The 23,275-nt window shown below is 48.4% G+C and carries 31 protein-coding genes; 10 read left to right on the plus strand and 21 right to left on the minus strand.

Features of this window, described 5'->3' with window-relative positions; all coding sequences use genetic code 11:
* The first annotated feature begins 16 nt into the window (after positions 1–16).
* Genes QUE64_RS04810 through QUE64_RS04850 form a run of 9 tightly spaced genes read left to right on the plus strand, consistent with a single transcriptional unit; the run spans position 17 to position 6,257 of the window.
* Entirely contained in the window at positions 17–874 is an 858-nt protein-coding gene (locus QUE64_RS04810; protein ID WP_286224791.1) for an NRDE family protein, read from the plus strand.
* Complete coding sequence (locus QUE64_RS04815) at positions 853–2,343, plus strand: protein adenylyltransferase SelO (protein WP_286224792.1); 1,491 nt, start codon at positions 853–855, stop codon at positions 2,341–2,343. Before QUE64_RS04810 ends, QUE64_RS04815 begins: the two co-directional genes overlap by 22 nt.
* 21 nt (positions 2,344–2,364) lie before the next feature.
* A complete protein-coding gene (gene msrB / locus QUE64_RS04820) occupies positions 2,365–2,775 on the plus strand; it encodes a peptide-methionine (R)-S-oxide reductase MsrB (RefSeq protein ID WP_286224793.1) in 411 nt (136 codons plus the stop codon).
* On the plus strand, positions 2,772–3,323 hold the full coding sequence (locus tag QUE64_RS04825) for a septation protein A (RefSeq protein WP_286224794.1): 552 nt from the start codon (positions 2,772–2,774) through the stop codon (positions 3,321–3,323). The genes msrB and QUE64_RS04825 overlap by 4 nt, the downstream gene beginning before the upstream one ends.
* Complete coding sequence (locus QUE64_RS04830) at positions 3,320–3,598, plus strand: BolA family protein (protein ID WP_286224795.1); 279 nt, start codon at positions 3,320–3,322, stop codon at positions 3,596–3,598. The genes QUE64_RS04825 and QUE64_RS04830 overlap by 4 nt, the downstream gene beginning before the upstream one ends.
* A 28-nt stretch (positions 3,599–3,626) precedes the next feature.
* Positions 3,627–4,418 (plus strand): peptidylprolyl isomerase, encoded by a 792-nt coding sequence (locus QUE64_RS04835; RefSeq protein WP_286224796.1) that lies wholly within the window; start codon positions 3,627–3,629, stop codon positions 4,416–4,418.
* A 1-nt stretch (position 4,419) separates the two neighbouring features.
* Positions 4,420–4,803: a lactoylglutathione lyase gene (gloA, locus tag QUE64_RS04840; RefSeq protein WP_286226171.1), complete on the plus strand. Its 384-nt coding sequence runs from the start codon at positions 4,420–4,422 to the stop codon at positions 4,801–4,803.
* A gap of 23 nt (positions 4,804–4,826) precedes the next feature.
* The gene (locus QUE64_RS04845; protein ID WP_286224797.1) at positions 4,827–6,020 is read left to right on the plus strand and encodes a GNAT family N-acetyltransferase; all 1,194 of its coding nucleotides are present in this window, start codon (positions 4,827–4,829) and stop codon (positions 6,018–6,020) included.
* Positions 6,021–6,023: 3 nt separating this feature from the next.
* Complete coding sequence (locus QUE64_RS04850) at positions 6,024–6,257, plus strand: DUF1289 domain-containing protein (protein ID WP_286224798.1); 234 nt, start codon at positions 6,024–6,026, stop codon at positions 6,255–6,257.
* Here the strand turns inward: QUE64_RS04850 and QUE64_RS04855 are convergent.
* From QUE64_RS04855 to QUE64_RS04875, 5 genes are all read right to left on the minus strand, one after another.
* Positions 6,254–7,861 (minus strand): ABC-F family ATPase, encoded by a 1,608-nt coding sequence (locus QUE64_RS04855; RefSeq protein WP_286222962.1) that lies wholly within the window; start codon positions 7,859–7,861, stop codon positions 6,254–6,256. The two genes, QUE64_RS04850 and QUE64_RS04855, sit on opposite strands and share 4 nt — an antisense overlap.
* 71 nt (positions 7,862–7,932) lie before the next feature.
* A complete protein-coding gene (locus QUE64_RS04860; RefSeq protein ID WP_286224799.1) occupies positions 7,933–9,573 on the minus strand; it encodes a gamma-glutamyltransferase family protein in 1,641 nt (546 codons plus the stop codon).
* Positions 9,570–10,178, minus strand: coding sequence for a protein-methionine-sulfoxide reductase heme-binding subunit MsrQ (locus QUE64_RS04865; RefSeq protein ID WP_286224800.1), 609 nt, complete (start codon positions 10,176–10,178; stop codon positions 9,570–9,572). Before QUE64_RS04865 ends, QUE64_RS04860 begins: the two co-directional genes overlap by 4 nt.
* A 3-nt stretch (positions 10,179–10,181) precedes the next feature.
* Positions 10,182–11,150, minus strand: a complete 969-nt coding sequence (gene msrP, locus QUE64_RS04870) for a protein-methionine-sulfoxide reductase catalytic subunit MsrP (protein WP_286224801.1) — start codon at positions 11,148–11,150, stop codon at positions 10,182–10,184.
* A complete protein-coding gene (locus QUE64_RS04875) occupies positions 11,147–11,854 on the minus strand; it encodes a queuosine precursor transporter (protein ID WP_286222966.1) in 708 nt (235 codons plus the stop codon). The genes msrP and QUE64_RS04875 overlap by 4 nt, the downstream gene beginning before the upstream one ends.
* A 96-nt stretch (positions 11,855–11,950) precedes the next feature.
* Here QUE64_RS04875 and QUE64_RS04880 point away from each other — a divergent pair, with 96 nt between their 5' ends.
* Positions 11,951–13,129, plus strand: coding sequence for an acyl-CoA dehydrogenase (locus tag QUE64_RS04880; protein WP_286224802.1), 1,179 nt, complete (start codon positions 11,951–11,953; stop codon positions 13,127–13,129).
* On the opposite strand, the gene mnmH is transcribed toward QUE64_RS04880, so the two are convergent.
* From mnmH to QUE64_RS04960, 16 genes are all read right to left on the minus strand, one after another.
* A complete protein-coding gene (mnmH, locus tag QUE64_RS04885; RefSeq protein WP_286224803.1) occupies positions 13,122–14,177 on the minus strand; it encodes a tRNA 2-selenouridine(34) synthase MnmH in 1,056 nt (351 codons plus the stop codon). The genes QUE64_RS04880 and mnmH overlap by 8 nt on opposite strands.
* Entirely contained in the window at positions 14,174–14,599 is a 426-nt protein-coding gene (locus tag QUE64_RS04890; protein ID WP_286222969.1) for an acyl-CoA thioesterase, read from the minus strand. Before QUE64_RS04890 ends, mnmH begins: the two co-directional genes overlap by 4 nt.
* 49 nt (positions 14,600–14,648) lie before the next feature.
* Complete coding sequence (locus QUE64_RS04895; protein ID WP_286224804.1) at positions 14,649–15,086, minus strand: DUF2244 domain-containing protein; 438 nt, start codon at positions 15,084–15,086, stop codon at positions 14,649–14,651.
* A 5-nt stretch (positions 15,087–15,091) separates the two neighbouring features.
* Positions 15,092–15,397 (minus strand): 4a-hydroxytetrahydrobiopterin dehydratase, encoded by a 306-nt coding sequence (locus QUE64_RS04900; RefSeq protein ID WP_286224805.1) that lies wholly within the window; start codon positions 15,395–15,397, stop codon positions 15,092–15,094.
* An 8-nt stretch (positions 15,398–15,405) separates the two neighbouring features.
* Positions 15,406–15,750 carry a protein tyrosine phosphatase family protein gene (locus tag QUE64_RS04905; RefSeq protein ID WP_286224806.1) on the minus strand — a complete coding sequence of 115 codons (345 nt, stop codon included), beginning with the start codon at positions 15,748–15,750 and terminating at the stop codon, positions 15,406–15,408.
* A 29-nt stretch (positions 15,751–15,779) separates the two neighbouring features.
* Positions 15,780–16,217 carry a YeeE/YedE family protein gene (locus QUE64_RS04910; RefSeq protein WP_286222973.1) on the minus strand — a complete coding sequence of 146 codons (438 nt, stop codon included), beginning with the start codon at positions 16,215–16,217 and terminating at the stop codon, positions 15,780–15,782.
* A gap of 4 nt (positions 16,218–16,221) precedes the next feature.
* Positions 16,222–16,653 (minus strand): YeeE/YedE family protein, encoded by a 432-nt coding sequence (locus QUE64_RS04915; RefSeq protein ID WP_286224807.1) that lies wholly within the window; start codon positions 16,651–16,653, stop codon positions 16,222–16,224.
* A 16-nt stretch (positions 16,654–16,669) separates the two neighbouring features.
* Positions 16,670–17,797, minus strand: a complete 1,128-nt coding sequence (locus QUE64_RS04920; RefSeq protein ID WP_286224808.1) for a YeeE/YedE family protein — start codon at positions 17,795–17,797, stop codon at positions 16,670–16,672.
* An 8-nt stretch (positions 17,798–17,805) separates the two neighbouring features.
* On the minus strand, positions 17,806–18,123 hold the full coding sequence (locus QUE64_RS04925; protein ID WP_286224809.1) for a hypothetical protein: 318 nt from the start codon (positions 18,121–18,123) through the stop codon (positions 17,806–17,808).
* Between the two features lie 141 nt (positions 18,124–18,264).
* On the minus strand, positions 18,265–18,699 hold the full coding sequence (locus tag QUE64_RS04930; RefSeq protein ID WP_286222977.1) for a DsrE family protein: 435 nt from the start codon (positions 18,697–18,699) through the stop codon (positions 18,265–18,267).
* A 27-nt stretch (positions 18,700–18,726) separates the two neighbouring features.
* Positions 18,727–20,457, minus strand: a complete 1,731-nt coding sequence (soxB, locus tag QUE64_RS04935; RefSeq protein ID WP_286224810.1) for a thiosulfohydrolase SoxB — start codon at positions 20,455–20,457, stop codon at positions 18,727–18,729.
* A 20-nt stretch (positions 20,458–20,477) separates the two neighbouring features.
* Complete coding sequence (soxX, locus tag QUE64_RS04940; protein WP_458574674.1) at positions 20,478–21,086, minus strand: sulfur oxidation c-type cytochrome SoxX; 609 nt, start codon at positions 21,084–21,086, stop codon at positions 20,478–20,480.
* 15 nt (positions 21,087–21,101) lie between these two features.
* Positions 21,102–21,965, minus strand: a complete 864-nt coding sequence (gene soxA, locus QUE64_RS04945; protein WP_458574675.1) for a sulfur oxidation c-type cytochrome SoxA — start codon at positions 21,963–21,965, stop codon at positions 21,102–21,104.
* Positions 21,966–22,010: 45 nt separating this feature from the next.
* Entirely contained in the window at positions 22,011–22,319 is a 309-nt protein-coding gene (gene soxZ / locus QUE64_RS04950) for a thiosulfate oxidation carrier complex protein SoxZ (RefSeq protein WP_286222979.1), read from the minus strand.
* A gap of 52 nt (positions 22,320–22,371) precedes the next feature.
* Positions 22,372–22,824 carry a thiosulfate oxidation carrier protein SoxY gene (gene soxY / locus QUE64_RS04955; RefSeq protein WP_108508443.1) on the minus strand — a complete coding sequence of 151 codons (453 nt, stop codon included), beginning with the start codon at positions 22,822–22,824 and terminating at the stop codon, positions 22,372–22,374.
* A 110-nt stretch (positions 22,825–22,934) separates the two neighbouring features.
* Positions 22,935–23,261 (minus strand): c-type cytochrome, encoded by a 327-nt coding sequence (locus QUE64_RS04960; protein WP_286222980.1) that lies wholly within the window; start codon positions 23,259–23,261, stop codon positions 22,935–22,937.
* Between the last annotated feature and the right edge of the window lie 14 nt (positions 23,262–23,275).

The following is a 23,275-nucleotide window of genomic DNA, read 5'->3' on the forward strand; positions in this document are numbered from 1 at the left end:
CAGGCATAGTATTGATATGTGCCTCATTTTATTTGCCTGGAAATCGCACCCAAAATACCCATTGGTGGTAGCTGCCAATCGGGATGAGTTCTACGAGCGCAATACCACTGGCATTGCTTGGTGGCCTGAGCATCCAGATGTATTGGCCGGTCGAGATCATGCTGATGTGATTGGTAGTCCAGGCACCTGGTTAGGGCTCAATCGGCAGGGGCGTTTTTCTGCACTTACGAACGTGCGCTCACCCAGTGAGAAAAAACCCGATGCGAGAACCCGAGGTGAGCTACCCTTTTTATATCTTACGAACCCAGATAAACCCAGCCACTTTATTGAGAAGCACAGCAAGCGCTTTGATCAGTACAACGGTTTTAATCTATTGATGGCTGATCTGAGTGATCCGAGCGATGCTCAAATGCACTGGGTGAGCAATCGCGTGGTGATGGGTAAATCCGTGCGCCCCCGCAAAACATTTCCAAGTCAGCCACTAGCTCCAGGCGTCTATGGGCTATCGAATGCCATGCTCGATACTCCATGGCCCAAAGTGAATCACCGGATTGCTGCGTTTGCTCAAACTCTAGCCATGGATGCTGGCGGCTTAAAAAATGCCGATGCCTATCTCCACGTATTAGCCGATGACCATCAGGCACCTGAACGTGAACTTCCAAGCACCGGTGTTAGTTTGGAATGGGAAAAAGCGCTTTCTTCGGCTTTTATTCGGACCGAACATTACGGCACGCGTTCAAGCACAGTATTGCGAGTTCGTAACGACGGCAACTATGAGATGGTGGAGCGACGCTTTGATGCCAAGGGCGTGATTGCGCACGATGTAATTACCGGAAATTTAATTGGCTCCGCTTGGGCCAATTACTCGGTGTAGCAATGGCTTTTCCCTTACAGGGTGACAATACCTGTCAATCAATTGCACCCACACCCATACCAGAGCCCTATTGGGTCGGATTCTCATCTTTACTCGGACAAGAGCTCGGTATTGCCCTTAATGAATCTGGTCTTCCTGCCGACCTACTTTGGTTGGATGTCTTAAGTGGTAATACATTAGCTACCAAAGAACATGCTTTTTCTAACCCAATCGCCACAGCATATAGCGGTCACCAATTTGGTGTCTGGGCTGGGCAACTGGGTGATGGTCGCGCCATTCTCTTGGGCGACATTGGTCCCTATGAGATTCAATTAAAAGGCTCCGGAATCACCCGCTATTCGCGTATGGGAGATGGTAGAGCTGTTTTGCGTTCATCCATTCGTGAGTTTTTGGCTAGTGAGGCCATGCATGCTCTTGGCGTACCAACTAGTCGAGCTTTAGCGGTGACGGGATCCAAAAAACCAGTCATGCGAGAGACCCTTGAAACTGCAGCGGTCTGTACGCGCTTAGCCCCCAGCTTTCTGCGCGTAGGTCATTTTGAGCACTATGCGGCTGCGCGCCAAACCGAGCATCTCCAGCAATTGGCCGAGTATCTTCTCGATAGCCATTACCAAGAGTGCAGAGATGGTGATGATCCTTATCTTTCATTATTCTCAGCGATTAGTCGTCGTACTGCTGAGCTTGTGGCACATTGGCAATCCTTGGGCTTTTGCCATGGGGTTCTCAATAGTGACAACATTAGTGTTTTAGGTCTTACCATCGATTACGGCCCCTTTGGAATGATGGATCGCTTTCAAATGGATCACATCTGCAACCACAGTGATTCGCAAGGAAGGTATGCCTATCATCGCCAACCACAAACCATGCATTGGAATATGGCGTGCTTGGCAGGCGGCATATTGCCTTTATTAGAGAAGAGGTATTCAACCGAAGAGGCCCAGCAGAAATTACAAACTGCGCTCGAGCAATTTCCGAATCAATACCGTGAGGCTTGGTTACGGCGCTTTCGTGCAAAGCTGGGTTTAATGAATGAGCACGCCAATGATTTCGCATTAATTGAGAACTTACTGGAATTAATGCATCAGAATCGAGTGGATTTCACAAACACATTCCGTCTTTTTGCTCAGGTTCAATCGCATGCCGATGATCAAACCAATCCATTACGCGATCAGTTCATTGACCGCCAAGGGTTCGATCTATGGATGCAATCCTACTTGGATCGACTAAAACTTGAACGGCTGTCTGATTTTGATCGACAGAGTGCCATTCTCAATACCAATCCAAAATTTATTTTACGCAATTACTTGGCACAGCGCGCCATCGAACTCGCCCAGCAGGATGATTTTTCTGAAGTCCAAAAACTTCTCAAGATCCTCGAAAATCCGTTTGCAGAGCAAGCTGAACATGAGGCTTACGCTACCCCTCCCCCCAAAGAGCTCGAGGATGTTGTCCTTAGCTGCTCCTCTTAATCCTTCTTTACAATCCAATCTATGACTAAAAGTGATGAGCAATACCGTCAAGAGCTATCGGAGATTGAGTATCGGGTAACGCGCCAAGCGGCGACCGAACCACCCTTCTCAGGTCGGTACTGGGATCATTGGGAAAATGGTCTCTACCGTTGTGTCTGCTGTGGCACGCCATTATTTGTATCAAGCACCAAATTTGATGCCGGATGCGGTTGGCCAAGTTATCACAGCCCCGCCAATCCTCAGGTTATTAGCGAACATCGTGATTTGACGCATGGCATGATCCGAACCGAGGTCCGTTGCTCAAACTGCGATGCCCATCTTGGACACGTCTTTGAAGACGGTCCAGAGCCTACTGGACTGCGCTATTGCATTAATTCTGCGTCATTGCGCTTTGAGCCAAGTCAAAACGCCACCCTCAAGCAATCCTCATGAAAAAATTTCTCTTTGACCTATTCCCGGTCATCCTCTTTTTTGCTGCATTCAAGCTTGCCGATATCTATGTAGCAACCATCGTGGCGATCATTGCAACTATTGCCCAAATTGTGTGGCTTTATCTGCGTCGGCAAAAAATTGAGGGCATGCAGTGGGCGAGCTTAGTGCTCATTGTTGTCTTTGGTGGTCTCACCATACTGTTAAAAGATAAAACCTTTATCCAGTGGAAGCCCACCGTCTTATATTGGTTATTTGCAGCAGTGCTCTTCTTTAGCGCCCAGTTCTTTAAGAAAAATTGGATTGAGAGCCTCATGGGAAAGCAAGTGACCTTGAAACCCGGTAGTCCACGCTCAGTCTGGATTAAGCTCAATCATGCCTGGGCGGCATTTTTCTTCTTCATGGGTGTTCTGAACCTTTATGTGGCCTATACCTTTTCTGAGGATGTGTGGGTGAACTTCAAACTCTTTGGTGGCATTGGTTTGCTTATTCTCTTCATCATTGCCCAAGGACTGTGGTTAAGTCGTCATATGGAGACGGATGAAGCATGATGACCAATCAAGAGCGTATTGCCGCATTTCAGTCTAGTTTGCAAAAGCAACTCCAGCCATCTCATCTAGTCATTGAAGACGAGAGTCATTTGCATGCTGGTCATGCGGGTGCTGCTGGGGGCGCAGGTCACTTTCGGATCAAAATTACAGCGCAGGCATTTATGGGTCTTAACAGCGTGGCACGTCACCGCTTAGTATATGGTGCATTGAAAGGGTTCATGCCGCACGAGATCCACGCACTGGCCATCCATGCACTTGCACCAAATGAGTCATAATTCCTCTTTTATCCCCTTTATTCTCTATATGCGTCTGACCAAAAAAATCATCTTCGCCTGCTCTATCGGCTTCATAAGTACCGCAGTAATGGCTCAAAATGCAGCGATTGTGAACGGCAAGCCCATTCCCAAGGCGCAACTTGATCGCCTCATTAAAAATTCAGGGCAATCTGCAAGCGATCCAAAAATTCGTGAGCAAGGCCGTGAACTTCTCATTACCCGTGAACTGATTATTCAAGAATCGGATAAACGTGGTGTTAGTCAAAAGGATGATGTCAAAGATCAAATTGAGCAGGCTCGCTTAGGAGTATTAGTAGCAGCCCTGTTTGATGATTACATTGATAAAGGCGGCGTTACCGAAGAAGATTACAAAACAGCATACGACTCCATTAAGAGTCAATTTGGCGGTAAAGAATACAAAGTACGGCATATTTTGGTAGAGAAAGAAGCCGATGCCAAAGCTCTCATTGCCAAAATCAAGGCCGGTGCAAAGTTTGGTGATCTGGCCAAGGCTAACTCCAAAGATCCGGGCTCTGCTCCTGAGGGTGGAGAGCTTGGTTGGGTAAGCGATAAGGCACTCGTTCCTGAGTTTTCTAAGGCAATGATCTCTTTGCAAAAAGGCCAGATGACCGATAAGCCTGTGAAGTCCCAATTTGGCTGGCATATTATTCAGCTCGAAGACGTACGTGATGTGAAGATACCCCCAATGGCTGAAATCAAGGAGCAGTTAAAGACAATGCTGATGCAAGATCAGGCCTGGCAAAAGGCTAAGTTCTCTGAAATGATGAAGAAGATTCGCGAGAGAGCCCGGATTGAGTAAGATGATTTTGCACACCATGCTGCGCGTGGGCGACATTGCCCGCTCGGTTGATTTCTACACCCGCGTATTAGGTATGAACTTACTGCGCACAACGAATCGCGAGGAGCAAAAGTACTCTCTCGCCTTTGTGGGATTTGGGCGTGGTAATGAGGATGGGCAGGCGGAGATTGAGCTCACCTATAACTACGGCGTGAGCACGTATGACCACGGTAGCGCATACGGTCATATCGCAATTGCTGTCCCCGATGTTTACAAGGCATGCGAGGATATTGCTGCTGCTGGAGGCACGATTACTCGTTCTGCCGGCCCAGTTCAGGGTGGCAAAACATTGATTGCCTTCATCACCGACCCCGATGGATACAAGATCGAACTGATTCAACGCTGATTGAATGCACTTGGCTGATTTATATGCAAGCTAAGTATGAGGTTCGGGTTCTAAATCAAATTTCGGATGTCCCGCAGCAGGCATGGGACTCAATCCTCCCGCCCACTGCTGGCCCCTTCATGCAGTATTCATTTCTGAGTCTTTTAGAGAAAACCGGTTGCGTGAGTGCAGAAACGGGATGGCAGCCATCGCATCTGGTGCTCTATGAAGCTGGTAGTGACGCGCTTCTTGGCGTATTGCCTCTCTATCTCAAAACTCACTCCTATGGAGAATATGTCTTTGATTGGTCCTGGGCAGAGGCCTATACCCAAGCAGGGCTTCCCTACTTTCCAAAAGCACTGAGCGCCATCCCATTTACTCCGGTTACCTCTTCGAGATTATTAGCCCGATCAACTGAGCATCAAGAAGCCCTAATTACCGGTTTAAAACAATTGGTTGGCGAGCTAAATCTATCATCTGCCCACCTTCTTTTTCCTGTCGAAGAGGAGGCAAAGCTTCTTAGTGAGGCGGGATTCTTAAAGCGGGAGTCGGTCCAGTTTCATTGGCATAACCATGGCTATCATGATTTTGAGTCCTTTTTATCTACCCTCACCATGAAGCGCCGCAAGAATATCAAGCGTGAACGTAAGCAGGTACAAAGTGCAGGGATTACCTTTGAACACCTTCCCGGAGAGTTAGTCACCGAGGAGGATGTGCTGTTCTTCTATCGCTGTTATCGCAATACCTATCAGAACCACTACTCCACTCCCTATCTAAATCAACTCTTTTTTCAGGAGTGGGTACAGCAGATGCCCTGCAATCTTCATTTGATTGTTGCAAAGCGTGAAGGTCAAGCGATTGCCAGCGCTCTATTGGTCGTTGATCGTGAACAAAGTAAAGCCTATGGACGGTATTGGGGATGCGTGGAGCAACATGCCTGTCTACATTTTGAGACCGCCTTCTATCAAGCAATTGAGTATTGCATCCGCGAGGGAATCCAAACCCTGGAAGGTGGTGCGCAAGGTGAGCATAAGATGGCGCGAGGGTTTATGCCAACCAGCGTCTTCTCATACCACCATCTGAGTGATCCACGCTTTGCTGCTGCAGTGGCACGATTTCTGGAGCGTGAGCGTCAAGGGATTGGCCTATATCTTGATGAATTAGCTGAACATAGCCCCTTGCGCCAAGACCCTAATTCAAGCAGCCTCGGCAGGATTGAACTTGATGCATTAAAGTAAGGCATGAGCTCAATCAATAACGGTGCTAATTCTTTGGGAATCGGTGATAGTGATTCTGATTCCCCATGCATTGGGATCTGTTCCACCCTCTTTGACGAGATCTGCAAAGGTTGTGGCCGTACTGCCTTAGAAGTCAGTAACTGGGTCTTTATGAGCCCCGAAGAGAAGCAATCGGTCTGGGCTCGTATTCAGGCAGAAGGTACTGCCATGCGCTTTACCCGCGAGCAAAAATCTTAACCCGCAAGTTCCTGGCTTCGCAAATACTCCTCATAGGTGCCGGAGTAGTCATTAATCGTGCCATCAGGTTTGATCTCCAGAATCCGATTTGCTAAGGCTGAAACAAACTCGCGGTCATGGGAGACAAAAATCAGAGTGCCATCGAATTTCTCAAGGGCGATTTGTAAACTCTCAATTGACTCCATATCCATATGATTGGTTGGCTCATCCATTGCGAGCACGTTATGCTTTTGAAGCATCAACTTACCCCAAATCATGCGCCCCTTCTCGCCACCCGAAACCACCTTCACCGATTTACTGATCTCATCGCCTGAGAATAAGAGGCGCCCTAAAATCCCGCGTACGACCTGATCGTCATCACCTGGTTTGCGCCATTGGGTCATCCACTCAATGAGGTTCTCATCTTTAGGAAAGCATTCGCTGGTATCTTGCGGCATCACACCCACATTGGCATTCTCAGCCCACTTCACATCCCCAGTATCAGCAGCAATGCCATCAAAGCGTTTACTCAGAATGGTTTTCAGTAAGGTGGTCTTCCCTGCGCCATTCTGACCAATAATCGCGATCTTCTCACCCGGACGAATCGCAATCTTGAAGTTCTTAAAGATCACCCGATCAAACTGTTTGGTGAGCGCATTACACTCCACTGCCATATTGTGTAACTTCTTCTCAGTTTCAAACCGTATAAATGGGTTCTGGCGCGATGAGGGCTTAATATCAATCAGCTCAATCTTCTCGAGTTGGCGCTGGCGTGAGGTCGCCTGTCTAGCCTTTGAGGCATTGGCCGAGAAGCGACTCACGAATGCCTGAAGTTCAGCCATCTTCTCTTTGGCCTTGGCATTAGCCGCCATTTGCTGGGCCCGTGCCTGGGTGGATGCCAACATATAGGAATCGTAGTTGCCAGGATAGACCTTCAGCGTACCGTAATCCATATCGGCCATATGCGTGCACACTTCATTTAGGAAGTGGCGATCATGCGAGATGATGATCATGGTGCTATTGCGTTGATTCAGAATTTCTTCGAGCCAATGAATCGAATGAATATCTAAGTTATTGGTTGGCTCATCAAGCAGCAAGACATCTGGATCCGAGAATAATGCCTGAGCAAGCAAGACACGCAATTTCCAGCCCGGTGCAATATTGCTCATCGGGCCATTGTGTTGCTCTAGTGGAATGCCAATCCCAAGCAGCAACTCGCCAGCACGTGCTTCAGCGGTATAGCCACCAAACTCGGCATACTTGGCTTCGAGCTCAGCCGCACGCATATAGTCTTCGTCAGTGGCATCGGGGTTGGCATAAATCGCATCGCGCTCTGCCGCCGCTTGCCACATTTCGGCATGGCCCATCATCACTACATCGAGCACCCGAATATCTTCGTACGCAAATTGATCTTGACGCAACTTTCCTAAACGAATATTGGGTTCAAGGCTGACATTGCCAGCCGATGGCTCCAACTCTCCGCCAAGGATTTTCATAAAGGTTGATTTGCCACAACCATTGGCGCCAATTAAGCCGTAGCGATTGCCGCCACCAAACTTGACTGAGATGTTTTCAAACAGGGGTTTTGCCCCAAACTGCATGGTGATATTAGACGCGTTTAACACAAGAACTTTCTCAATAATGATGCCGTGCTGGCAAAGCTCGTTATTTTAACGGTCTTCCATGCCAGTGATGCTTAATACGCAGCAGCAAGCCCATCTCGGCGACTATCGCTTGCTGCAACATAGCCATCGTCAATTTGATCAGATAGGCGCCAGATAAATTGGCCAGAACCAAAATCCATATAGGGATCATCCACCTTTTTCAGAACATGCCCCCGTTCGATGAGGCCCTTAACCGTTTGAGGATCCATATTGGCCTCGACATCGAGACTGAAATCTCGATTGATCTTCCAACGCGGTGCATCACACGCAGCTTGGGGCTGCTGTTGATAGACCAACATGCGCAAGAGGGTTTGTAAATGCCCTTGCGGTTGCATATCACCTCCCATCACTCCAAAACTCATTTGGGGAACGGTTTTGCCATTCACTTCTTTAGTTAAGAATGCCGGAATGATCGTATGAAATGGTCGCTTATTGCCTGCCACCACATTGGGTGATTGAGGGTCTGATGAAAATCCATATCCCCGATTCTGAAAACTAATTCCCCAGTTCGGTTCCACTACACCAGAGCCAAAACCCATGTAATTACTCTGAATAAACGAGATCATGCGTCCCTTTTCATCAGCCGCACTTAAATAGATAGTGCCTCCCGTATTGGGCATGCCAAAGGTAAATTGGGTGGCGCGTTGTAAATTAATTTCCCCTGCTCGCTTGGCAAGGTATTTGGGATTAAGCATCTGTTCGGGGCTGACCTCCATCGAGCGCGGATCCGCTACATATCGATAAATATCTGCGAAGGCTAATTTCATGGCCTCGATTTGCAAATGCTGACTATCGACACCGTCTACTGGATACTTTGATAGATCATGGTTCTCTAAGATCCCCATCGCCATTAGAGCGCCAATCCCCTGGCCATTTGGGGGTATCTCATGGACGTCATAGCCCTGCACCCGTGTTGAGATGGTACCAACCCAGTCTGGCTGATAGTTAGCCAAATCACTGGCCTTCAATGCCGCTTGGTGCTCCTGAGCAAATTCAACGATTGATTTGGCAATCTCACCTTCATAAAAATCACGGATGCCCTTTTGGGCAATTTGCTTCAATGCTCGTGCAGCTGCTGGAAAATGAAAGATCTCACCCGTGAGTGGTGCTCGACCATTTGGCATGAATGCCTTAGCAAAACCTGGCTGGGGGCTAAGCTCCTTCACAGCGGCAGCCCACTTATGCGCCACGATTGGTGCAACCGCATGCCCACGCTCTGCAATCTCAATGGCGGGCTGCAGGATATCAGCCAAAGGCAAGGATCCAAAGCGCTGATGCAGCGCCTCCCAGCCAGCAATGGCGCCCGGCACGGTCACACTATCCCACCCTCGCATGGGGCGATTAACAAACCCCTTTGAATCGCGTCCATACTTCGTGGTAAAGTAGTCAATACTCCAGTCGGCTGGTGAGACCCCTGAGGCATTTAAGCCATGTAGTTCATGCCCATCCCAAACGATGGCAAAACAATCGCTGCCTAAACCATTAGAAACTGGCTCAACGATCATTAAGGCCGCTGCGGCAGCAATGGCAGCGTCAATTGCGTTACCCCCCTGCTGCATCATCTTCAATCCTGCTTGAGCGGCATAGGGATGGGAGGTTGAGCAAATATTGCGGCCAAAAACGGGCATCCGTACAGTGGGATATGGGTTGTGCCAATTAAACGGTGAGCTCATGATCGTGTCTTTATTCTTCGAAGTTGTTCACGGATAACGGGAATCCGCACTACTAACAATATCAAGATTATCCCAGCATAGATGTAAACGGTCTGAAAATCGTTTTTGCCGGCCTTATGCCAAAAGTAATGCAGTACCCCAAGGATGGCAATCAAATAAATGAGGCGATGCAGTGTGCTCCAGCGACGTCCTAACCAGTGCATCGCTGCTCTGTTCGAGGTAATAGCCAAAAGACTCATGCATGCAAAGGCAACAAACCCTACGGTAATGAATGGGCGTTCAATCACGTCTGCAAACATCTCTTGGAAATCAAGATTGTGATCCAGCCAATACCAAATCGTGAAGTGTAAGAATGCATAGAAGAATGTAAATAGCCCCAGCATCCGACGCATTTGGATCCAGCCAGACCATGCCGTTATCCAATGCATTGGACTCATGGCCAAGGTGATGCACAAAAAGGTAATGGTCCAGGTACCAGTTGAACGAGTAATGAACTCGACAGGATTAGCACCCAGCTGTCCAGCATAGGCAAGAACAAATAATCGGGCAAGCGGAATCAGCGCTACAACAAAGAGCCAGCGCTTGATCTGCGTAATTGCAAGCATGCTTTAGTAAAACTTACGCAAATCCATCCCTGCATAGAGCTTGGCAACATACTCGCCATAGCCATTAAAGGGCTCAGTTTTAATCTTGGGTGCAAAGATCCCCCGACCATCAATGCGACGCTCCGTGGCTTGACTCCAACGTGGATGACTCACCGCTGGATTGACGTTTGAATAAAAACCATATTCGCGTGGTGCGGATGCGCTCCAGCTCGTGAGCGGTTGTTTCTCGGTCAAGCGAATCGTTACTAAGGATTTGGAGCTCTTAAAGCCATACTTCCAGGGTACGATCAAACGAATGGGCGCACCATTTTGTTTGGGCAATAACTCGCCATACATCCCAAACGTAAGAAGAGTTAATGGGTTCATGGCCTCATCCATCCGCAGACCCTCACGATAAGGCCAATCGAGTACGGGTCGCTTTAATCCAGGCATCTGTTTAGGGTCAGCCAGACTAATAAACTCGACATACTTGGCAGAGCCCAGGGGCTCCACTCGATTGAGAAGATGTGATAAGGCATAGCCATTCCATGGAATCACCATCGACCAACCTTCCACGCAGCGCAGTCGATAAACGCGCTCTTCCATGGGTGCCAACTTCAGTAGTGCATCAATATCGAGTGTGACCGGTTTTTTTACCATCCCCTCGATTGATACGGTCCAGGGTCTAGTTTGTAAACGATCGGCAAACTTGGCAGGATCATCCTTATCCATTCCAAACTCATAGAAATTATTGTAGGTGGTTGCATCCTCATACGAGGTTTGGGTCTCGCGGGTGGAGTATTGCTCATTAAGCTTAGAAGGTAATTTCTCGCGCGGTGCTGCTGTTTTAGCAAAGGCATCGCGCTCAAGCCAGGATCCCATGCCCACTGCTGCACTTCCCAGGGCAATGGTTTTTAACCATTGACGACGGTTCTCAACAATCGCACGTGGAGTGATTTGACTGGGATGAATTCTTGGGTCTTTAAATATCATCGATCTACCTTTAATTGAAATGGTGTGAAATTAGTATTGGTATCGTAATAATCCTCGTTCTCTTTACGCTTCAAGTATCCCACCACCGCATAGGTCAGCGGGGTTGCCAAAATCTCCCACGAGGTTTTGAGGATATATTGTGCAATCGCTACCTGAATAATCTCATTCGTGGGCCAAATCGCATAAAAGGCCAAGAAATAGAATAATGAAGAATCCACCAGCTCACCAACCGCCGTTGAGCCGATCGTGCGGGTCCATAAATACTTCCCTTGGGTCCAGATCTTCATCTTGGCCAGCACATAACTATTCGTAAAACTGCCGCACCAAAATGCCAGCATGGAAGCCAATGCGATCCGCCAAGAATTACCAAAGACCGTTTCTAGACCATGCTGATAGTTCGCCATATAGGATCCCGGTGCCACTGGTAGCGCGATCACGATCAAGGCCATGATGGCAGCAAAGCCAAGGGCTGTAAATCCGGCCCATACTGCGCGACGATCATAGGCATAGCCATAGACCTCGGTCAGAATGTCGCTAAAGAAGTACGAGATGGGGAAAAATAGAATCCCGGCGCCAAAGATGACGTAACCAAAATATGGCAGCTCAACCGTCGCCGCCTTACCGGCTCCAATGAAGTTTGAGCAAAGCAGCACCGCGACGAATGCCCCCAGGATTAGGTCGTAATAGCGATACTGGCGACGCATGGGATGTTAAGGCCTTATAGGTTCGGTGAGGCGGTTAAAAGGGGAAATATTTCATAGAATAGCGGTATTGGCATGAATTCACAGAATAGGTAAATAATGAGTAAGCCGCAGTTTCATTGGGAAGACCCCCTCCTCTTGCAAGACCAATTGACCACCGAGGAGCGCATGATTGCCGATGCGGCCCGTGAGTATGCTCAGGGGAAGCTGGCCCCGCGGGTGCATGAGGCCTACCGCTCTGAAACAACCGATCCAACCATCTTTCGAGAAATGGGTGAATTGGGCCTACTTGGCATTACCATTCCCGAGGAATACGGTGGCGCTAACCTCAATTACGTCTCCTATGGCCTCATTGCCCGTGAAATTGAACGGGTTGACTCTGGCTACCGTTCCATGATGAGTGTGCAATCCTCCTTAGTGATGGTACCCATTTACGAATTCGGTAGCGAGGCTCAAAAGCAAAAGTACCTTCCTAAATTAGCTACTGGAGAATGGATCGGATGCTTTGGTCTCACAGAACCAAATTACGGCTCAGATGCTGGTGGCATGATCACACGCGCCAAGAAAGTTCCTGGCGGATATTCGCTCACAGGCTCCAAGATGTGGATCTCCAACTCCCCGATTGCTGATGTATTTGTGGTGTGGGCAAAGAACGATGATGATCAAATTCGGGGCTTCATCCTTGAAAAAGGCATGAAGGGCTTAAGCGCCCCCAAAATCACTGGCAAACAAGGGCTGCGCGCCTCGATTACCGGTGAAATTGTGATGGATGAAGTATTTGTGCCCGCTGAAAATGAGTTCCCAGAAATTACGGGTCTGAAAGGCCCCTTCACTTGTCTAAACTCAGCGCGTTATGGTATCTCGTGGGGAGTACTCGGTGCTGCGGAATTTTGCTGGCACGCAGCACGCCAATACACTTTAGATCGAAAACAGTTTGGCAGACCTTTAGCGGCCAATCAACTCATTCAGAAAAAATTAGCCGATATGCAAACCGAGATTACCTTGGCACTGCAAGGCGTTCTGCGATTGGGGCGCATGAAGGATGAAGGAAGCGCTGCCCCTGAGATCACCTCCATCATGAAGCGCAACTCCTGTGGCAAATCGCTTGATATTGCACGGATGGCACGCGATATGTTGGGCGGGAATGGTATCTCGGATGAGTACGGTGTGATCCGTCACATGCTCAATCTTGAGGTGGTTAATACCTATGAAGGCACGCACGATATTCATGCCCTCATTTTGGGTCGAGCCCAAACTGGTATCCAGGCGTTTAGCTAGATTGCAAAAGTTGCTGCGCTAATTCAAGATAGCTTGCCTGCTGCGCACTTTGGACCTTGAGAGTACGAGCATTTTGATATTGGCTAAAGTTGCGAGCAATTGAATCTTGATACGCTGGATCGTAGTGCTTAATCAGTAATTCTTCGACTAATACTGGGTAGCGCCCCTCAGTGGCCAATTGCTGCCATTTTGTAATTTGTTCCTTGCCATAGCGTTGCGTCAACAGACTCAGCAAATGCCGCAGCCCATCATGATCACTTAAGAGATGGACGTACTCTTCCATCAGTACATCGACCCGCACCGAGCGATCCGCTTTGATTTCAACGCAATCTCCCTGCCGAATTTGATCCATCAGAGCATCTGGAATATGCAGGCAACCCACCTTCTTACTCTCCGACTCGACATAAATGGTTTGATCAAATGTAAATTGCCGTAACGCATTCCATAGGCGACTCTCAAACATTTTCTGACTGGGCTGCACTTCATTAGGCAAGCCACCCAGCACTGAGCCACGATGGGCCGCGAGACCCTCGAGATCCAAAACTTGAGCATGACTATTTAAGGCTTGTAATAAACGAGTTTTACCGGTGCCAGTCATGCCACAAATAACGGTGAACTTTGCAAGCGGCGCCCAGCGCTCAAGATCAGCAATCACCTGACGCCGATACCCTTGATAGCCACCTTGCAGCTGCTGGGCCCTCCAACCAATTCGTTGCAGAATATGAGCAAAGGCACCACTTCGCTCCCCGCCCCGCCAGCAATACACCAAAGGTCGCCACTCACGCGGCTTTTGAATAAAGTGTTCTTGCAAATGACTGGCAATATTTTTAGCAACTAGAGCAGCACCTAATTTCTTGGCTGCAAAGGGAGACTCTTGCTTATACAGTGTGCCAACAGTAGCACGCTCTTCATTGTTTAATACCGGGCAATTGATCGCGCCTGGAATATGATCTAAGGCATACTCAGCAGGTGAGCGCGCATCAATAATGCAATCAAACTGACCTAAGCTCTGACCCAAGGTCTCGGGGGAGAGTAAAGCGGAACTCAACGCAGCCCTAAATTTTGCTTAATTGGTTCTGGCCACGGTGCAGGACGATTAGTCTTGAGATTAACCCACACCAAGGTTGCGCCACCGGCTGCACATAGTTCTTCTGGATTGCTCGCAAGCGACATGAGGTTATAGGTATCCACGCTGGTACGCCCCACTTTACCAATATAGGTACGCACCACAATATCAGCAGGGTAACTTACTTGGGCATAGAAATTACAAAATGCGTTTGCAATTAAGGCACCACCTTCATCGTGATGCGCACCGAATCCAAACGACTCAATCCAATGAATACGGCCTTGCTCCATGTACCGAAAGTAAAGTGTATTGTTCACGTGACCAAATGCATCCATATCACCCCAACGTAATGGGATGATCGTTTCATGAACAAATTTCTTATCGGCAGGAATTTCAATGCGCATGATTGAGGAGTTCTAAATGACAAAGCAAAGCGCTAGTTTACCTCTAGGCTTATGCTTCCATCCGTATTTGGGCGCGCAGATCCCGGTAGAACTGAGGCCTTGCATCAAGAGGCACGAAGATACCGATCGGCATTTCCTTGCTTCTCTCCTCCACCCGAATTAAACGCTTACCGCTCTCCTCTTGCGTAAGCGTTAGCCAACGGGTATTAAATACATGGCGCTCGAGCTTTCCACCAATACTTTTTTCGATCTTCAGGGCCGTGCCATCGATAGCAATTGATTCGTAGTCGAGCGCATGCCGTGCGTAGACGATCAGCGCAATACCAAGTACGGTTAACTCAATCACGGTGAAGATCAAAATCATCCAAACGCCATGAAGCAAAAAGTACGTGGCAATAAACGATGAAAACAGAAACATCGATAAATAGAAATAACCAACCTGGCGTGGCGTGAACGAACAATTTCGTTTCGTGTGCCACGTACGCATGGGGATTATTTTGCTAAGAGAGCATTGGCGTATTGATCCATGGATCGCGCCAAATCCAGATCAAGTTTTGTGAGACCGCCAGCGTCATGAGTCGAGAGCGTAACCTCAACCCGATTCCAGACATTAAACCACTCGGGATGATGATTCATTTGCTCAGCCATGAGTGCACACTGGGTCATGAATGCAAAAGCTTCCTTGAAGTCCTTAAACTGGTACGAACGGGTAATGGCATCTCGATTAGCAACCATTGCCCAATGCGCTAGATCAGTCGCAATGGCCAAGCGCTCGTCTGCACTGAGAAGGCTTGCCATGGCAATACTTAAGAGTTTTGTAAGGCCAGTTGATACAAAAAGGTTGAGCGCGCGCCCGAGCGGCAAAAGGCTAAGATCGGTTGCGGCATTGCCTTAAGGAGATTGGCCATCTCCACCACTTGCTCGGGAGTAATTGCACCGCTCACCACGGGTAAGTAGGCATATTCAAGGCCATGCTCTTTGGCCATGGCAGCGATGGAAGCATTGCTAGGTTGCTCTGGGCCCTCTTCACCATCTGGGCGATTATTAATAATGCTCTTGTAACCCTGCTGTGCAATTTGAGCAACATCGGTCGGCTCAATTTGACCAGCGGTTCCAAAATTGGGGTTGTGACATGAAATATGAACGCTCATAGGATCCTTACAAATATCTCATCAAGAATTTAAACAGACTTTTTCTGGGTTCGCTCGAACAACCACATCCCCGCAACCATGGCGACGACAAAAACTAAGGCTTTGGTTTCACCGGAACCAAGAGAGACCAGCGCAGGCCCCGGACAAAAACCAGCAAGTCCCCAACCCACACCAAACATTGCACTACCAATAATTAAGGGACGATCAATGTCGCGCCGAGTTGGGATATGCATTGCGCCACCCAAAAAACTCTGGGTGCGTTTCTTGGCTAAGTAGAAAGCAATGAGCCCTACAAGCACAGCACCGCCCATCACAAAAATGAGAGATGGATCCCAGTTGCCAGCCAGATCAAGGAAGGCCAAGATTTTGGCAGGATTGGTCATGCCTGAAATCATTAAACCAAGACCAAACAAAACGCCGATGAGATACTCGCTACCGTTTGAAAAGAAGGATTGATTTTGATTCATCGACTTAGATCCAATGCCGCACGAGATACACCACTAAGAATCCACAACCCATAAATGTGAGGGTTGCAAGCAAGGAACGTGGTGACAGGCGCGATAAACCACAAATGCCGTGACCACTGGTGCAGCCCGATCCATAGCGAGCACCAAAGCCTACTAATAAACCAGCTACGATGAGCGTGATGTAATCCGCATCAATGACTGCGTTTGTGCTCATCTGGAACACATACTTTCCCCACAAAGGAGCGGTTAACAATCCCAATATGAAACTGGCGCGCCATAACCAATCGCTTTTCTTGGGGCCAATCAAGCCACCCAAAATGCCACTGATTCCGAGAATGCGGCCGTTGATGAGAACGTATAGCGCAGCCGCAATTCCCAGCAAAATACCGCCTACTAGAGCGGGCCCCGGGGTAAAGGATGTCCAATCGACTGTCATGACATCATTTTAATACTTAACAGGGTTTTGGACTCATGCGCCACTGTAAGTATTGAAGCCCCAAATAGCCTCCCAAGAAAAATCCAGGGAGTGCAATAAATGCATTGAGTGCTAAAGTTGATATTCCACTCAAGCCCTGCCCGACCGTACACCCCATCGCAGTGACTCCGCCAAATCCCATCAGCGCGGCACCCACGAGATGATTGGCAGTATCCTCAACACCCCGAAATGCTTCCCAACGAAAACGTTTGCTGATGATGGCGCTAATCGCCGAGCCAACAATCATGCCCAACACCGCCACAATGCCAATGGTGAGCACTTTAGACTTATCACTCGTGAACATTAACCAATCCAAGGAATAGGCATACGGCGCCACAAATGAGAGGCTTTCCATCCGACCCGAGTTCGTCACCAAGAATGCTTCTTGCAATGTATTGGGGTCCTCTTCAAGATGCGCAAAGTGCCCGGATACCCACCAAATAGCGGTGATCGCCAAGCCAACCCCGACTCCTGCTAAGAGATTATCAATAGTCCAAAACGATTTCTTTAAAAGTGCGTAGGCAATAAAGGCGCCACCAATCACAAGGGACAGAATCCAACGTAGTTGTTCTTTGCCCATACCAACGCTGGCGGAAAGAACGCTTGGCAAATCTTGTGAGGTTTTGAGATTCAATGCCACTTGGTCGATCGAATTGGTTCTCAGGACTCCTAAAAATCCACGCATGGTCATATAGGCAACGAGTCCCAACACAATAAATACCACGATGGATTTCAGATTGCCACTGCCGATCCGAACGAGGGTTTTGCTACCGCATCCGGATGCCAGAACCATCCCGATCCCAAATAGAACGCTACCGATTAGGGTCGATAGATAAAGCACGCGGTTACCGGTATAGAGGGATTTGGTGACATCAATCCATCCAAGGTGGGACATCGTAGCAACCCCCAGTATTGCGATGCCAATCGCTAAGCACCATTGGCGCATACGAGACCAATCTTCCATTAGGAGGCCATCGGATACGGCACCCAGTGTGCAAAAGTTCGTGCGCTGCATGATGGCGCCCAACACTGCGGTAATCGCAAAGGTAATCAGCAAAGCCTGACTACCCAGAGAGCGAATCTGCTCTGGTGATAAATCAGTCATGATGATTCCTAGGGTTTAAATTTGTAGTATTGTTGGTTTAGGTAAGCAACGACGTCTGCTTCATCCTCTGGGAATAGATCTAGGCGTAATTCGGTATTACAGCGTGCGACCATCACTTTCAAGCGATCTAAGCCCTTCACCCGACGATCCTTGCGGGTGTAAATCAAAGTGCCATCACCCAAGCCAGACTTCTCAGCATGGCATTGATAGCACTTGGTATCTTCAATCTTCTTGCCATTGGCAAGGTTGGGCGCAGCCACGACAGGCTGCGCGGCTAATCCACCTAAAACACCGATGAAAATTGCTAAGGTCGATAAAGTCTTCATAGTATTTGTATGTATCAATTTCTGAAGATGTGATTCTATCGGACTGAATTAAAAAACTACAGCAAAATCAGTGTTTTAGAAGCCAAAATCAAGATTATTCCGTAATGCTAATATAAGCAAAAGTTATAAAGCAATGAGTAATCAGGGCCGGATATAGGCGTATTTATCCTTAAATTGCAGGTCAGCAATCCGAACCACGCCGGAGGGGGTGAACTCGGCATCTAGGATAAATTGATCGCGCTTGAGGTTGCGGTTGCGCAGGGTAATCTCGCAGACTTCAAAACGTACCCCACGAGACTTTAAGGCGGCAACCAGTGGAGCGTATTCGGTTCCATTCTTGTCTTTGCCACCCTCCATCAGAATATCGACCCCGTTGGCATGGGTCACCACAATAATTTTGGTCTGTGGTGAGACATCGAGGTGATTGCGTATATTGCGTAAGCCTTTTAAGCCTTGGGTAGCTGCATCATCGATGTGATAAACCACCCGGGTTGATTCGGCTTTTGCTAAATTAGAGCCAATCGTTAAAGCGATGGCTAGAAAGCCCATCAATACTGCACGAACGAATGCTTTCATACCATCCTCCAGTTAAAAAAGGAACGACTAAATAGGAGCCATCCCCGGATTACCCTTGACACCTTTAATGACAGGCTCATTAAGCTTCACGGCCTTAATGGTCTTCACCTCCCGCAAGTGACGTGCCATTAGATCCCAAATGGCTTCGCCGCCGGCATTCTTTGCCTCTTCCGAAACCGGCGCCCAGCCAGCTACTTTATAGGTCTTACCTGCCTCAATCAGATTGCCATTTAAGCGCATCTCAGAAATGCGTTTGCCAGCACCACCCGCTGGATCAATCGTATATTGCAAGCCACCGACCCGCACCATATCACCACCCTGTTGGTAGTAGGGATCGGGGTTGAATAAATTATCAGCGACGTCTTCCAATACGGTTTTGATCATCTCACCACTCATATTGGTGACCGTGGTGTAGGGATAAGTAATCGCGGTCTGATCGAGTAGATGCTCCATCGTGATCGACTCACCAGGCAATAAGGAGGTGCCCCAACGGAAGCCAGGCGAGAATGAAATCTCCGCATTCTTTTGCTTTAAGAGCCCATCTAAGATCACTTGATCAAAACTACCATTGAAGTTACCACGGCGATACAAGAGGCCATCGGTCACTGCGAGCTTCTCAGCAAGCTTAGACTCATACGGTGCCCGAATCTTCTTAATCAAAGCACTCATCCCTGCGTCTGCGGGCAATAAGTTGGAGAATACCGGTAGAAGTTTGTAGCGGAAGTCGCTTACTTTGCCGCCCTTCACATCAAAATCCAAAACGCCTAAGAACTTACCATTGGATCCAGCGTTGGTAACCAAGGTGACGCCACCAGGATTTTTCACTTTCACGGGGGCTGGCACGCCATCGTGCGTATGGCCACCCATGATGGCATCAATGCCCCGTACGCGGGAGGCCATCTTTAAATCCACATCCATACCATTGTGTGAGAGCACAACAACGACTTTTGCACCCTTCGCACGCGCTTCATCCACCACCTTTTGCATATTCTCTTCTTGAATACCAAAGGTCCAGTTGGGTGTGAAATAACGGGGGTTCGCAATCGGTGTGTATGGGAATGCTTGGCCAACTACGGCAACCTGAACACCATTCATGGTCTTCATGGCATACGGCGCAAAGACGGCATCACCAAAGTCGGCAGTCTTAATATTTTGAGCGACAAACGAGACCTTACCCCGGAAATCCTTCTCCACAATCTCCATGACGCGTTTCTCACCCAAGGTCATTTCCCAATGGGGGGTCATCACGTCAACGCCCATCGCTAGACAGGCATCCACCATATCCTGACCATTAGTCCAAAGCGCTGTTCCTGAGCCCTGCCAGGTATCGCCCCCATCAAGTAATAATGCGCCAGGTCGGCTCGCCTTAATTTGTTTAACCAATGCCGCCAAGTGAGCAAAGCCACCAACCTTGCCATAGGTCTTCGCTGCAGAAGCGAAGTCTAAATAGGTAAAGGCATGCGCATCACGCGTGCCAGGTTTCACCCCGTAGAACTTCAATAAATACTCACCCACCAAATGGGGTGGCTTGCCTTCTTGTGCGCCAATGCCTAAATTGACATTGGGTTCACGAAAGTAGATTGGGAGCAATTGCGCATGGCAATCCGTGAAATGCAAGAAGTGCACATTGCCAAACTTTGGCAGGTCATAAAACTTCTGTGCAGCACTTTGAGCATGAGAAAAATTGGACTGCAAGCTCATTCCACCAGCCGATGCCACTGCAAGGGCTTGCAGAAACTCCCGTCTACTAAAAGACATACAACTCCTTTGAAATTGGTTTACTGATTAACGGGGGAGTTCGGATCTAATAACAAGGCCATCACGTCTTGCATTTGCTTCTCGGTCAACAAATTGAAGTGACCAAAGCGCGGCATATTGCTGCACACGTTATAAGCCTTGGAGTTGTAGATTCGATTCCAGGTATAGGTCACAACTTCTTTGCTGTAACCGCGTAGCTTGCCGTAGTTCCAGAGGCTTGGGCCAATGTTTCCGTAGGAGAGCTCAGCTTTATTAATTTGATGACAGTTATAGCAACCACCACCATTCACTGCATCCGCTTTATCACTCCAGGTCGCGCCGCGACCACTCTGCGCAATTCGCTCACCGGCCTTCCAGTCGCCGATGTATTTGCCATCAGCGGGTTGCTTAATACTTGCCATATTGGCCTTCTGAATCGACTCAGCCTGCTTAGGGTTGCCCTTACCTGCTAATACCGCAGGATCCGAGCAATACTTTTGTGCAGCATCTTGCTTCAGACGATCAATCGAGGCGATGCCTTTCGTTTGAAAACTATCCTTCATCATCTTGTCAAACTTTGCATCGGCGAAGGCAGACCCCATGGGTAACGCCAATAATGTTGCTGCTGTAATTAGATATTTATTCTTCATGTTGTTCTCCAGCGATTAGCGTTTCAAACCAGGAGCGGCCATCTTGCCGCCATTTGCCGTGACGGCCATATACATCGATACCGCAATCGTGTCATCGGATATATAGATCGGCTCTGGGAAACGTTGCTGACGATAACAATCGTTCAAACGGTATTGCATGGTCCAGAAGGTACCGCTTGATACGCGATACGCTGGCCAAGCACCCCAACCGAGCGCGGCGCCCTTTTGTTGGGTTAAATCAGGCAAATCTTGCAAGCGAATCCGCTTACCAGGATCAGCATGGCAGGAAGCGCATGAGAAATCCATCGGACCGGCTTGATAGAAGAATGACTTCTTACCAAGCTCGTACATTTCTTTCTCTTTGGGGTGCTTCATGGAAACATTAATGGTTGCACCTTTGGAGTTAGCAACCACATAAGCCACAATCGCCTCAACGTCTTTGCGCTTACCTTTTCCAAAACTACCAGCAATAATTTCTTTGCCATCAAAACCTTGAAGGCGTTCCATGCAGGTCACAATGCGTGACTCAAGATCTTGAACCTTATTCGTATCTTTAAAGTACCTGGGTAATACGGCATAGACACCCTTCACCACACCGGGTCCCAAACCAAGATCACACTTTTCTAGAGTGGCATTCTTGGGGCCCATGGCTTTCTTCCAAAGCTCTTCGCCAGCCATTTCATACAAATCAGAGGGATTACCATCAGCAATCATTGCACGGTACTTCTCAATCTCAGCCGTTGGTGCGCCAGCCGGTGCGGCTGCTTGAGGCGCCGGAGCAGGAGCCGCCGCTTTCTTAGGTGGCTCAGGTGTAGTACATGCTTGCAGAACAAATAGCGATGACACAATAAGCGCCCCGCGAGTCCAGTGTTGTCTCATGATATCCCTCTTCTTGTTATTAATCAGTGAAGTACAAACTATCAATTACGAAACGGTTGCCTCATCGGTGCGCTTACCACCTTTGTTATCAACCCAGCTAACGGTGACTTTGTCGCCTTTGGCGCCTTTGTACTTGAAGTTCAAGAATGGGTCTTTGGATACTGCTGGGCCAAATTCGCCCACAAAGACATCTTTACCATTGGCTTTGGCAGTTACGGTGCTAATAAACCAAGCTGGAATCGCCTTGCCAGACGCATCTTTGCGTTGACCAGTTTCCATATCATGTTTCATTAGGATTTTGACATCCACTACACCGCCGCTCTCGGTTGCTCGTACGCGCATCGGATCTGACATTTTGCTTCCTCTCTAATTCGTTAAATAAGTAATCGACTATTCGGCTTAATCATTAACCGCCGCAACCACCGAGGGTTACTTTCACTTCTTTCACGGCCACGCTCCACTTGTTATCAGCTTTCACCAAAGCGTAGACATTGGAGGTTTGACCCATCTTGATACGAGTTGTAACAAATGGCTCGGTCCCGGCCGGAATGAAAAACTGGGCAGCCAATGCGCTGGGGTTCTTATCCACCAAAATTGCCATTTGCTGGGCCTTGAGGGTGGTGTTAATGCCAACAGGAACCACGGCGCCGTTCTCGGCAATATCGGGTGCGATCATGGTAATTGCTGCCGAGGTCTCTGGCTTACCAGCACCTAGCACTTTGAACACATCATCCAAAGTTTTACCTTCAAAGGCGGCTTTGTTCCACTCTTGCGCTTGTGCGGGAGTAATCAAACCGGCTGAAGCCATCAAACCAAAGATGGCTGAGTATTTCAGTACATCACGTCGTTGCATATCCATAAAAACTCCTTGTTATCAACTGCTACTCATTCGTTGTTGCTTACCTAAAACTATAAAGCCGATGGGGTGTTACCTTCGTTAGTAATAACCCCTAATTTCTGACGAAATACTTATTTTGCTCCACTCAGGATCCACTGCACGATCGCTTTGTTATCAGCATCCGATAACTGCGCTTGAGCAGGCATTGGAATTGGACCCCAAACACCTGATCCTCCGGCCTTGACCTTCTTCTCTAACTTCGCTTGGGCGTCGGCTTGACCTTTGTATTTATTAGCAATATCTGCCAATGAGGGGCCAACCATTTTGGCAGCTGGAGCATGGCATGCGGCGCAGCCATTCTTTTTAAAGAGCTCTCCTGGGGAGGCATAGACCGCACCCGCGAATAGAGCCGCCGAACTAAGCACTGCCATTTTTCCAACTAAATTACGAACTTTCATATTGTTCCTTTATT

The organism is Polynucleobacter sp. HIN7 (assembly GCF_030297595.1).
Classification (GTDB): domain Bacteria; phylum Pseudomonadota; class Gammaproteobacteria; order Burkholderiales; family Burkholderiaceae; genus Polynucleobacter.

What these genes read in the sequence shown, in the direction of transcription:
- QUE64_RS04810 (WP_286224791.1), top strand. Translation starts at nt 17, where the DNA reads ATGTGCCTCATTTTATTTGCCTGGAAATCGCACCCAAAATACCCATTG.
- msrB (WP_286224793.1), top strand. Translation starts at nt 2,365, where the DNA reads ATGACTAAAAGTGATGAGCAATACCGTCAAGAGCTATCGGAGATTGAG.
- QUE64_RS04825 (WP_286224794.1), top strand. Translation starts at nt 2,772, where the DNA reads ATGAAAAAATTTCTCTTTGACCTATTCCCGGTCATCCTCTTTTTTGCT.
- QUE64_RS04830 (WP_286224795.1), top strand. Translation starts at nt 3,320, where the DNA reads ATGATGACCAATCAAGAGCGTATTGCCGCATTTCAGTCTAGTTTGCAA.
- QUE64_RS04835 (WP_286224796.1), top strand. Translation starts at nt 3,627, where the DNA reads ATGCGTCTGACCAAAAAAATCATCTTCGCCTGCTCTATCGGCTTCATA.
- gloA (WP_286226171.1), top strand. Translation starts at nt 4,420, where the DNA reads ATGATTTTGCACACCATGCTGCGCGTGGGCGACATTGCCCGCTCGGTT.
- QUE64_RS04845 (WP_286224797.1), top strand. Translation starts at nt 4,827, where the DNA reads ATGCAAGCTAAGTATGAGGTTCGGGTTCTAAATCAAATTTCGGATGTC.
- QUE64_RS04850 (WP_286224798.1), top strand. Translation starts at nt 6,024, where the DNA reads ATGAGCTCAATCAATAACGGTGCTAATTCTTTGGGAATCGGTGATAGT.
- QUE64_RS04860 (WP_286224799.1), bottom strand. Translation starts at nt 9,573, where the DNA reads ATGAGCTCACCGTTTAATTGGCACAACCCATATCCCACTGTACGGATG.
- QUE64_RS04865 (WP_286224800.1), bottom strand. Translation starts at nt 10,178, where the DNA reads ATGCTTGCAATTACGCAGATCAAGCGCTGGCTCTTTGTTGTAGCGCTG.
- msrP (WP_286224801.1), bottom strand. Translation starts at nt 11,150, where the DNA reads ATGATATTTAAAGACCCAAGAATTCATCCCAGTCAAATCACTCCACGT.
- QUE64_RS04875 (WP_286222966.1), bottom strand. Translation starts at nt 11,854, where the DNA reads ATGCGTCGCCAGTATCGCTATTACGACCTAATCCTGGGGGCATTCGTC.
- QUE64_RS04880 (WP_286224802.1), top strand. Translation starts at nt 11,951, where the DNA reads ATGAGTAAGCCGCAGTTTCATTGGGAAGACCCCCTCCTCTTGCAAGAC.
- QUE64_RS04890 (WP_286222969.1), bottom strand. Translation starts at nt 14,599, where the DNA reads ATGCGCATTGAAATTCCTGCCGATAAGAAATTTGTTCATGAAACGATC.
- QUE64_RS04895 (WP_286224804.1), bottom strand. Translation starts at nt 15,086, where the DNA reads ATGCGTACGTGGCACACGAAACGAAATTGTTCGTTCACGCCACGCCAG.
- QUE64_RS04900 (WP_286224805.1), bottom strand. Translation starts at nt 15,397, where the DNA reads ATGGCAAGCCTTCTCAGTGCAGACGAGCGCTTGGCCATTGCGACTGAT.
- QUE64_RS04905 (WP_286224806.1), bottom strand. Translation starts at nt 15,750, where the DNA reads ATGAGCGTTCATATTTCATGTCACAACCCCAATTTTGGAACCGCTGGT.
- QUE64_RS04910 (WP_286222973.1), bottom strand. Translation starts at nt 16,217, where the DNA reads ATGAATCAAAATCAATCCTTCTTTTCAAACGGTAGCGAGTATCTCATC.
- QUE64_RS04915 (WP_286224807.1), bottom strand. Translation starts at nt 16,653, where the DNA reads ATGACAGTCGATTGGACATCCTTTACCCCGGGGCCCGCTCTAGTAGGC.
- QUE64_RS04920 (WP_286224808.1), bottom strand. Translation starts at nt 17,797, where the DNA reads ATGACTGATTTATCACCAGAGCAGATTCGCTCTCTGGGTAGTCAGGCT.
- QUE64_RS04925 (WP_286224809.1), bottom strand. Translation starts at nt 18,123, where the DNA reads ATGAAGACTTTATCGACCTTAGCAATTTTCATCGGTGTTTTAGGTGGA.
- QUE64_RS04930 (WP_286222977.1), bottom strand. Translation starts at nt 18,699, where the DNA reads ATGAAAGCATTCGTTCGTGCAGTATTGATGGGCTTTCTAGCCATCGCT.
- soxB (WP_286224810.1), bottom strand. Translation starts at nt 20,457, where the DNA reads ATGTCTTTTAGTAGACGGGAGTTTCTGCAAGCCCTTGCAGTGGCATCG.
- soxX (WP_458574674.1), bottom strand. Translation starts at nt 21,086, where the DNA reads ATGAAGAATAAATATCTAATTACAGCAGCAACATTATTGGCGTTACCC.
- soxA (WP_458574675.1), bottom strand. Translation starts at nt 21,965, where the DNA reads ATGAGACAACACTGGACTCGCGGGGCGCTTATTGTGTCATCGCTATTT.
- soxZ (WP_286222979.1), bottom strand. Translation starts at nt 22,319, where the DNA reads ATGTCAGATCCGATGCGCGTACGAGCAACCGAGAGCGGCGGTGTAGTG.
- soxY (WP_108508443.1), bottom strand. Translation starts at nt 22,824, where the DNA reads ATGGATATGCAACGACGTGATGTACTGAAATACTCAGCCATCTTTGGT.
- QUE64_RS04960 (WP_286222980.1), bottom strand. Translation starts at nt 23,261, where the DNA reads ATGAAAGTTCGTAATTTAGTTGGAAAAATGGCAGTGCTTAGTTCGGCG.